The organism is Coprococcus intestinihominis, from assembly GCF_040096555.1.
Taxonomy (GTDB): Bacteria; Bacillota; Clostridia; order Lachnospirales; family Lachnospiraceae; genus Coprococcus_A; species Coprococcus_A intestinihominis.
Genome location: NZ_JBBMEK010000110.1, coordinates 1 through 9,891 on the forward strand (window position 1 = coordinate 1; position 9,891 = coordinate 9,891).

Annotated in this window: 9 protein-coding genes; 6 read left to right on the plus strand and 3 right to left on the minus strand. The window is 45.8% G+C overall.

The features are described 5' to 3' along the window. The 5 genes from WMO25_RS09695 to WMO25_RS09715 form a co-directional block, all read left to right on the plus strand. Positions 1-1,357: GldG family protein (locus WMO25_RS09695; RefSeq protein ID WP_349085145.1), on the plus strand; the 1,357-nt coding region annotated here is incomplete at its 5' end. Between the two features lie 3 nt (positions 1,358-1,360). Beyond that, a complete protein-coding gene (locus WMO25_RS09700) occupies positions 1,361-2,833 on the plus strand; it encodes a DUF4340 domain-containing protein (protein WP_349085146.1) in 1,473 nt (490 codons plus the stop codon). A 169-nt stretch (positions 2,834-3,002) separates the two neighbouring features. After that, on the plus strand, positions 3,003-4,673 hold the full coding sequence (locus tag WMO25_RS09705) for an AAA family ATPase (RefSeq protein ID WP_349085147.1): 1,671 nt from the start codon (positions 3,003-3,005) through the stop codon (positions 4,671-4,673). A gap of 23 nt (positions 4,674-4,696) precedes the next feature. Next, positions 4,697-5,707 carry a TFIIB-type zinc ribbon-containing protein gene (locus WMO25_RS09710; RefSeq protein ID WP_349085148.1) on the plus strand — a complete coding sequence of 337 codons (1,011 nt, stop codon included), beginning with the start codon at positions 4,697-4,699 and terminating at the stop codon, positions 5,705-5,707. Then, complete coding sequence (locus WMO25_RS09715) at positions 5,707-6,603, plus strand: TPM domain-containing protein (RefSeq protein WP_349085149.1); 897 nt, start codon at positions 5,707-5,709, stop codon at positions 6,601-6,603. The genes WMO25_RS09710 and WMO25_RS09715 overlap by 1 nt, the downstream gene beginning before the upstream one ends. Before the next feature lie 4 nt (positions 6,604-6,607). On the opposite strand, the gene WMO25_RS09720 is transcribed toward WMO25_RS09715, so the two are convergent. From WMO25_RS09720 to WMO25_RS09730, 3 genes are all read right to left on the minus strand, one after another. Further along, positions 6,608-7,054, minus strand: coding sequence for a GNAT family N-acetyltransferase (locus WMO25_RS09720; RefSeq protein ID WP_349085150.1), 447 nt, complete (start codon positions 7,052-7,054; stop codon positions 6,608-6,610). 80 nt (positions 7,055-7,134) lie between these two features. Further along, the gene (locus WMO25_RS09725) at positions 7,135-7,629 is read right to left on the minus strand and encodes a hypothetical protein (protein ID WP_349085151.1); all 495 of its coding nucleotides are present in this window, start codon (positions 7,627-7,629) and stop codon (positions 7,135-7,137) included. After that, positions 7,626-7,961, minus strand: coding sequence for a helix-turn-helix transcriptional regulator (locus WMO25_RS09730; protein ID WP_349085152.1), 336 nt, complete (start codon positions 7,959-7,961; stop codon positions 7,626-7,628). Before WMO25_RS09730 ends, WMO25_RS09725 begins: the two co-directional genes overlap by 4 nt. Positions 7,962-8,437: 476 nt before the next feature. Here WMO25_RS09730 and WMO25_RS09735 point away from each other — a divergent pair. Beyond that, the coding region (locus tag WMO25_RS09735; protein WP_349085153.1) for a DNRLRE domain-containing protein at positions 8,438-9,891 on the plus strand (1,454 nt) is incomplete at its 3' end.

Sequence of the window (9,891 nt, forward strand, 5' to 3'; positions counted from 1 at the left end):
AGCCGTTGTGCTGGCCATCGTTGTGGTGATCAATCTGGTAGTGGGTCAGATTCCGGTGAAATATACACAGTTTGACCTGACGGATAATCAGCTTTATACGATTACTGATCAGACGAAGACGTTTGTCAAGGGATTGGATTCGGATGTGGATGTTTATCTGGTTGCCCAGAGCGGACAGGAGGATGAACAGATCCAGAAAGTGCTGGAACGTTATGAGTCTCTGTCCAGTCATATCAAAGTGCATACAAAGGATCCGGTGGTCAATCCGTCCTTTACAAAGCAGTATACAGACAGTTCCCTGTCAGACAACAGTCTGATCGTTGTGTGTGGAGACAAATATAAAGTCATCAACTACAGTGATATTTATCAGTCGGAGTTTAATTATTCCACATACAGCAGTCAGACAACCGGATTCGACGCAGAAGGTCAGCTGACCAGTGCTATTGATTATGTGACATCAGATACTCTGCCGAAACTGTATACACTGACAGGTCATGATGAAGCATCCCTTTCTGATACACTGACCAGCCAGATTGAAAAGGAAAATATTGATATAGAAGAGCTGAACCTTGTAACAAGTGAATCTGTACCGGATGATGCAGACTGTCTGATGATCAACGGACCGCAGAAGGATATTACAGCGGACGAAAAGGATCGAATCCTGTCTTATATGGAAAATGGCGGCCATGTGCTGATATTCACGGATTATACAGAAACGGATATGCCGAATCTGGCAGAACTTTTGAATAATTATGGTCTCTCCACAAGTGCGGGATTGATTTTTGAAGGCAACAGCCAGTATTATTATCCGGGGTATCCATCCTATCTGATTCCGAGAATCCAGAGTGCCGATGCAGTGGGCAGCATGACATCCAAGGATCTGGTGCTGATGCCGTATGCACAGAATATCAATATTTCTGATGATGTGCGAAGCACTGTGACAACAGAAGCTCTTTTGCAGACAAGCAGCAAGTCGTATATTAAAACGGATCTGAAGAATCTGACAACAACGGAAAAAGCTTCAGGTGATGAAGAGGGACCGTTTACAGTGGGTGCTGCAGTCACTGAAAATTATAATGATGTGGAGACAAAACTGGTTTATTTCTCATCCTCAGCAATCCTGGATGAAAATATGAATCAGGCTGTGTCCGGCGGTAATTATGAACTCATCAGCAACGTGATGAGCTGGATGATCGATAAAGAAGAAAATATTTCCATACCGACCAAGAGCCTTTCCACAACCTATCTGACAGTGACAGCTGCAGATGCGGGATTCTGGGGTGCCGTTGTCATCCTGATTCCGGCGGCCCTTGTGATCGGCGGCGGTGTCGTATGGTTTAGAAGGAGGCGTAAATAGCATATGAAGAACAGGAAAAAAACGCTTATAATTGCTATCATCTGCCTGGCGGCGGCAGCTGTTCTTTATTTACTCGTTGTGAAGCTGAGTCAGAGGTCGGAGGATGCGGACAGCTCTGATGACTCTCTGGTGATCAGCAGTGTGGACAGTGGTCAGATTACAGCCATTTCTTATGAAAAAGACGGCAAAAGTCTCTCCTTTAGGAAGGAGGACGGCACCTGGTATAATGCGGAGGACAAGAGTTTTCCGGTTGACCAGGACAGCCTGACGACCATGACCAATGCCCTGGGTGCGGTTTCAGCTACCCGAAAACTGGATTCACCGGAAGATTTGTCGGAATATGGTCTGGATTCGCCGGTATTGACTGTGCGATATACGGCCAGTGACGGCAAAGAGGCAGAATTTACCGTGGGTGATACCAATGATGCGGCCGGTGGGTCCTATCTGAAAATCAGCGGAGATGACGCAGTTTACCTGGTGGCGTCCGATTTTGCCGATACGTTCAATTCGGATATCTATCAACTGGCGGATATGGAGAGCTTCCCAACCATCACATCGGACAGCATTACGGATATCAATGTCAAATCCGGCAGCCATACACTGGAAATTAAGAATGACAGCGATGGCGGCAGGATAGTTCTTGAAAACGGTGAGGAAAAAGAGAATTGTGCATCATCATCTGTAACACAGTTTATCAACACTGTGACAGGCATCACATTTAAGAGCCATGTAGAGTATAATTGCAAAGATTTGTCGAAATATGGCCTGGACAAACCGACAGCGGACATTTCTGTGGATTATACCACAGCAGAGACAGTGACAGAAACATCAGCAGAAAGTGTACAGGAAACTGCAGATACAGAAGAAACAGAGTCTGAAACGGAAACTGTTGAGGTGGCCAAACAGCTGATACTGCATATCGGCAGTCAGAATGAAGACGGCGATTACTATGCAGCCTTAGATGGTTCAAAAGAAGTCCATGTTGTCAGCGGTGATACGATCAAAGAACTGATTGAAAAGAAAGCAGCGGATTTTACGGATAATACGATTTTGTCCGGTTCTCTGAATAATGCAAAGGGTATCGATGTTACCATCGGCAGTGACAGCTGGCATCTGGTAAAGCAAGAAGTTGCCAAAGCGGATGATCTGTCGGACAGTGCAGAGACTGAGGCAGAGACAGAAGAAAAATGGTATGCCGGAGATACAGAAATTGCTTTGACAGATTTATCTTCTGCCTACAGTGATCTTTCAGGCATGTCGGCGGAGAAGATTCTGGATACAGCGGCAAAATCAACCGGTGATGCGGCCATCAGTGTTACTGTCAAGTGGGAAGATGATACCGAGACAACCGTATCATTTACAGTCTATGACAGCAGCTTCCATCTGGCAGAAATCAACGGTGAGGCCAGAAAACTGGTGAATAAGCGGGACGTCGAAAAACTTGTTGAAGATATGACGGCGCTTCTCAAAAAATAAAAAAGTGTGCAGCTTCAAGCAACAGCAAAGGGCTTTCAATGGAACAAAATCGTTTTCGTTGAAAGTCCCTTTTTTACTTCAGGATTGATTGCGACCGGGGAGAGAAAATGGTATGATTAAGGTAATGTTTGGGTGGTAAGAATAGAGTAAAGGCTGGAGGTGAGTCCAAATGAAGAATTTGAATATTCCTGTGGGGGTTTCGGATTTTGCAGAAATCAGAAAGAATGATTATTATTATGTGGATAAGACGGGGTTGATTACGGAGTTTTTGAAGACACCGGCAACGAAGGTGACGCTGATTACGCGTCCGAGGCGATTTGGTAAGACGCTTGGAATGAGCATGCTAGAGAATTTTTTTGATATCCGCAAAGACAGTCAGGAATTGTTTGCAGGACTTCATATTTCAAAATGTGCAGAAGTGTGTCAGGAATGGATGAACCGGTGGCCGACGGTTTTTGTGTCATTTAAGCGAGTGGAGGGCCTTGATTTCAAGAGTGCCTATGATATGCTTACACTGGTGATATCTGAATTATATAAACAGCATTTATATTTGCTGGAAAGCTCTCAGATTAATGAATTTGACAAACAAATTGCGCTTCGCATTATTCGTGGTGATGCTTCTGTGAAAGAAATTAAAGATAGTCTGATGCTTCTGACGCGATTGCTGCGGGCATATTATGGCAAACAGGTTATTCTTTTGATGGATGAGTATGATGTACCTGTCGCCAAGGCCAATCAGAACGGATATTACAATGAAATGCTGGATATGATGAAGAGTCTGATGCAATCTTTAAAAGATAATCAGTCGCTGCGATTTGCGGTAATCACCGGATGCCTGAAAATTGCGAAAGAGAGTATATTTACGGGGACGAATAATTTTGTATCGGATACAATTACAGATTCAAGATTGAATGAGTATTTTGGATTTGTACAAAAAGACGTGGATAGGATTTTGGAAGATGCGGATGCCAAAGAGTATGCTGCAAATATTAAAAAATGGTATGATGGCTATCACTTTGGGGATTTTGATGTCTACTGTCCATGGGATGTGATGAATTATATTCTGGATCTTCAGCATCATCCCCAGGCAAAACCTGCCAGTTACTGGAAGAATACAAGCGATAATGCCATTATTCGTTCATTTATTGATTATGCCGGAAATGCTATTACGGGAAAATTAGAAACATTACTTTCAGGCGGGTATATTGTTCAGCGTGTTGATGAGAGTTTGACGTATGATTATCTGCATTCATCGGAAGATAATTTGTGGAGTATTCTTTATCTCACCGGTTATCTGACCAAGATGCGTGAGCATGATTTGCAGGCATCTGTGCCGGAGGGGGCTTCTGCTTTGGTGATTCCAAATGAAGAAATTCGGGAAATTTTCCAGACAACGGTTGTACAGTGGTTTGATGACAGAGCAAGAAGTTGGAACAGAAAAGCCTTGTTTGATGCGGTGTGGAGTGGTGACAGTGAGAAAATTACAGAAGAAATGAACCGGCTTTTACGGCAGACTATCAGCTATCATGATTATAAAGAGGACTATTACCACGCTTTTCTTGCAGGAATTTTTGCGGGAGCAGGTTACATGGTGGAGTCTAACAAAGAGCATGGGGAGGGCCGCAGTGATGTCGTTGTGTATGATGCGGTAAATGGTCGTGTTGCCATTTTTGAAGCGAAATATACAAGAAAACTGGAAAATTTGGAAAGAGAATGTCAGCTTGCAATCAAACAGATGGATGAACGAATGTATGCCAGAGAATATGAGGACGATTACGACCATATTTTATGTTATGGTATTTCATTTTTCCGAAAGAGATGTATGGTTCGGAAAAAGTAAATCTTTATACAGGGAGAATAACAATGATTGTGAATTTCAGCTGTCCGAACTGTGGGGCAGATATGTCATATGATATCAAGCTTGGAAAGCTTCACTGTGCGCATTGTGATCACAGTGAGGATATCCGACCGGATGAGGAGAATTATAAGAATGCGGCCGAAGAACCGGCAGATAAACAGCGCTATTGTGTGAATTGCGGCGGCCTTTTGTCAGCGGGAGCCAAAACCTGTGCCACGCACTGTGAATACTGTGGGGCACCGTTGGTGATGGCGGACCGCCTGAGCGGAGACTGGCGGCCGGCCTATGTGCTGCCTTTTGAACTGGACAGGGAGAAAGCGGAGGCAGCCTTCAGAAAATGGTGCCATAACGGTCGATTTTCGCCGAAGGGCTTTATGGCGGCAAAGAATATCCAGCGTCTGCAGCCTTTGTACATTCCATATTGGCTGTATGATATGAATGCCAGTGTGGATGTCCGGGGAACGGCAACCCGGGTGAATATTTATGTGCGTGGCGAAACAGAATACACGGAGACGGACTTCTTTGATGTGCGGAGAAAAATGCGTCTGGAATATACAAAAGTACCCCATGACGCATCAGAGAAAATGGACGATACCCTGATGGCAAAGCTGGAGCCCTATCGTTTTGACACATTGAAAACTTTCCAGATTCCGTATCTGGCGGGATTTGAAGCAGATCAGGGAGATTATCGTTCAGAGGATTTACTGCCCCAGGTGAAGCAGCAGGTGGCCGGATATGCTGCAGAATACGCCCGTTCAACGATTTCCGGTTACACAAGTGTACATATTGACCATCAACAGATGGATTATGACCATATCAGCAGCGATTATGTGTATCTGCCAATCTGGTTTATTTCCTATCGCTACAGGGACAAAGATTATATATTTGCCATGAATGGCCAGACAGGTAAGGTCATTGGTGAACCGCCTGTGAGCAGAGGCAAAGTGGCAGGCTGGTTTGCAGGCATTTCGGCAGCGGCCTTTGCGATTCTGATGGTGATTGGAGGGCTGTTGTAATGAAAAAAATATTGAATTTTCTGATGGTGATGCTGTTGGTCATGGGCCTTGGAATGGCGTCAGTGATGACAGCCTTTCAGGCAGAAGCCGCGGAGACTGCAGAAACGGCCGGTGAAACAGTATCAGCCGCAGAGACTGTATTGACAGCGAATCAGGATGGGGAGGCAGCGGCTGATGCGAGTATGTCAGCCAGCGGTATTTATGATGCGGCGGATCTTTTGTCGGCGGATGAGGAAGCGTCACTTTTGACTAAACTGGAAAAATATTCTGAGAGATACAGTGCAGATATCGCTATTGTGACAACGGATGATGCAGGAGGATTGAGTGCTCAGGCTTATGCAGATGCCTATGCGGAAAAAATCGGTCAATCCATGTCGAGAGATGAATATCCGGGTATTTTGTTTCTGATTGATATGGATAATCGGCAGATTTATATGGCGACCCAGGGGCAGGCCATGAATTATTATGATGATTATAGAATCAATAAAGTGCTGGATAATTGCTATAATCACATCACAGATGGCGATTATAAGGGCACCTGCGATGCTTTCCTAAAAGGTGTCCGTGATTATATGGGGCGCTCCACAGATAGAAGTGCCCGCATGGATGCATTTGGTGTGCTGCTTCGACTGATTATCGCTATTGTCATCGGTGCAGTTGTCACCTTTGCCATGGTATTCAGACGCGGCGGCCGTGTGACAACCAACAGCCGGACGTACTTTGACGCATCCGGTTCGCATCTGGATGCCAAAGAGGACCGCTTTATGAACCGGACGGTAACAAGACGTCATATTGAGAAACTGAAGGGCGGAGGCGGTTCCGGCGGCTCAGGCGGAGGCGGCGTGCATATGAGCAGCGGCGGAGGTACCCACGGGGGCGGCGGCCGGAGCTTTTAAATTGCTAATCGTCCACCACGTTTTTCTTAAATCCTACGGTATAATTTCGAGGAAAACCAATACGATAATAAAATTCATGTGCGTCGGTGCGATGGATGGAAGATGTCAGATTGACATAGCGTCCGTTGTGTCGGCGCACATAGTCTTCTACATACTGCATCAGGGCCTGACCATATCCCTGCTGGCGGTAATCTTCATCAATCACCAGATTCTCAAGGGAATAATAAAAGCGGGCTTTGGCCGTCAGATCAAGACATTTGCTGAGGGTAATGGTTCCCACCAGCTTGTCTGCATCGTCAAAAATACCCACCAGATGATAATGCGGGTCATCTTTCACTTCTTCCAGAACGCGAATCATGTCTTGGATGTCTGAGGTCCAGTCATCCTCCAGCTGGCAGTAGAGACGGTGCAGGTCTGTGTAATCTTTGGGGGTAATCTCATGTATCTTCATAATTATATTGTCTTTCCACATCAAAATAGGGCAAAAATTTTGGATTTTTGCATTGTCAGGTACCTTACTATCGTATTTCTCTAAAAACGTCTCGCAACAGCTATATTGGGAATAAAGTAAATCGCATAGTTATCAACAACGGTATAAACGCCGTATTTGCTTCGGTAACAGGCCAGGGCTTCTTCGAGATAATCTTCCGTAACATCCAGATATTCTGCCATCTCATAGCGGTTCTGGCAGTGATGTTCAAAAGCACGGATAATACCGCGCAGTCCGATCAGACGGTTATATCCCCACAGGCGGGCATCCAATTCCTGCTGTCGGCTGTTTACATTCTTCAAATCGGTAATGTCACCGACACTTGTAAAGTGATGGCCCATTTCTTCGGCAAGAAGAGAGGTCTTCTCTGCGGTGGTCTTCAGCTGTGAATCCAGCGCAATATGGCCATCTACATAGAGACCGTTCAGACGTTTCTCTCCGGTGCTGTCTCCGTTCAGGTCAACAGATTCATGAACGTGTACCTGTTCATCATCGGCATCCTGCAATAATTCTTCATAAGTATTCAGGTGAATCACTTCCTTTGATCATCGAACTTGATAAAGGCGGCAAAAGCCTTAATCTTCTCAATCTGTTCAGGTGTAAATTCATCACCGTCAAAATGAGCGGCAATGGTGGTTGGTTTCTCAGGTGCGTAGCCAAAGGTGCCCAGGACATCTTCGACACCGTAGGCACGGCACATGACTAAAAGGGCGTCAGGGGTGGGCTGACTGTTGCCGTTCTCCCAGCTGTAAATTGTCTTCTCAGATGCTTTAAAACCATTGGCAGTTAGTAATTCAGACATTTCCCGTACGGACTTCCCCGCTGCAATTCTACATTTTCTTAAGGTTTCACCTACAGTGCTCTTCATTGAAAAAATCTCCTTCTATCATCATCAGTTGTCTTGTGAAATATCAGTATCCTTATAAAGAACAGTCATAACAGAAACATAGATACTGTTTCGGCTGAACGAAATGAAGCATCTGGGATACTGAGAGTTTCATGCCTTTTCATTTTCTGAGATTATTATACCATTATCCCAGAAACTCGTCAATAATTTCTAAAAATATAAGAAATATCTATTGACATTCTTAGGAAAAGGGAATATAATGACTTCAACATCACGAAAACTAAGAAAATTAGACAAGATATTCTTTAAATATAAGAATGTATATAAGAAAGAATGTCTGAGAATAGCAGAACTCAATGCGGAAAACCTGTTTCTGAAAATTCGAGAATGCAGTTGGAATTCCGGGCTGGGGCTGCCGTGATGATGACATGGCAAATATCCGGATCTTTGCACGAAACTTTATATATGACGAAACAAAAGAAAAAGGAGAAAGAACAATGAGTAAAGAATTAATGAATACCACAGAGATGAAAGAAGTTATTTCAAAGAGAACGGCCTGCATGAAGGTGTTTGAACATGCAGACCACCGTTTTACAGCGGCCATTTACGGCACACCGGTCCACTACATGAAGGACGGCCGATGGGAAGAGATCGACAACCGCCTGGAAGCGGCAGCTGATGAAGTGCCGGCTGATGCGGATGATATGGAAAATATCTCAGGAGCCTTCAGAGTCCGTCTGTCCAACAAGGTGAAGAAAAAGCAGATGGTTTCCCTGGGAGAGGGCAGCAGAAAGCTCACATGGGGTTTTGTGGATGCCAATTCCGTGAAACGCCAGATTTTGAAAGAGACAGAGGCGGAGCGGCAGCCGGATAGTGCCGGTGCGTTGGAGCATACGGCAGACAGTGAAAAGGACCCGACAGCGGCCTATGCTGTCAGACATTTAAAGAGCCGCATCCTTTATCCGGAAGCCTTCCAGGGTGTGGATATCCGATACACCATCGGCCCGGAAAGCCTGAAAGAAGATCTGGTCTTAAAGCAGGCAGACGCAGTGCATGCTTTCACATGGCGCTATGCCCCGGGTGGGTTAAAGGCCAGACAGGAAGGTGCGGATATCGTCTTTGAGGATGCAGGGGGCAGGGAAGCCTACAGACTGTCTGCACCGTATATGACGGATGCCGCAGGGGAAGTGAGCCACGGCCTGACACTGACCCTGACAGATGACGGCGGAGAAAAGAACAAGGAGGCGTATGTGAGACTGGAAGCGGATGCGGGATGGCTTGCGGCAGAAGAAAGAGCATATCCGGTGGTCATCGACCCGGTGGTGACCACCGATGTGGCCAGGGATAAGATCCAGGACTGCCATGTCTCTTCTTTCTACAATACAGACAATTTTTACAACAGCCATATCCTGAAAACAGGCAGGGTGGACGGTTCCGTCCTCAGAAGCTACCTGAAGTTCACCCTTCCGCAGCTCAACAAAGCTTCTGAGATGGTGACATCCGCCTGGTACGTGGCCATCAGACGCCCGGGCGGTTCAGACCAGCGCCGCATTGATATCCACCGTGTGACAAAGGACTGGAACAGTAAGACTGTCACATGGGACAACAAACCGTCCTACGACCCGAAAGTGGCCGATTATATCGCTTTTTCAGGTTCTGGACTGACAAGGCTTGTCTTTGATATCACAGGTGTGGTAAAAGACTGGTATGCGGATGGCAGGAATTACGGCCTGATGATGAAGGAGCATGGGGAGGAAGAAGGCACGTACAATGAATATATCTCTTCTGATGACGATCTGGATGATAATGCGGCCACACGTCCCCAGATCATGATCCAGTACGTGAGCTGCGAGGGTCTGGAGGATTTCTGGACCTATCACCAGCATGATATCGGCAGGGCCGGTACAGGCTATGTGAATGATTATAACGGCAGCCAGATCCTGGTGCATCC

Excerpts from the sequence above, each read along its gene's own strand:
- WMO25_RS09700 (WP_349085146.1), top strand. The coding sequence starts at position 1,361 with ATGAAGAACAGGAAAAAAACGCTTATAATTGCTATCATCTGCCTGGCG.
- WMO25_RS09705 (WP_349085147.1), top strand. The coding sequence starts at position 3,003 with ATGAAGAATTTGAATATTCCTGTGGGGGTTTCGGATTTTGCAGAAATC.
- WMO25_RS09710 (WP_349085148.1), top strand. The coding sequence starts at position 4,697 with ATGATTGTGAATTTCAGCTGTCCGAACTGTGGGGCAGATATGTCATAT.
- WMO25_RS09715 (WP_349085149.1), top strand. The coding sequence starts at position 5,707 with ATGAAAAAAATATTGAATTTTCTGATGGTGATGCTGTTGGTCATGGGC.
- WMO25_RS09720 (WP_349085150.1), bottom strand. The coding sequence starts at position 7,054 with ATGAAGATACATGAGATTACCCCCAAAGATTACACAGACCTGCACCGT.
- WMO25_RS09730 (WP_349085152.1), bottom strand. The coding sequence starts at position 7,961 with ATGAAGAGCACTGTAGGTGAAACCTTAAGAAAATGTAGAATTGCAGCG.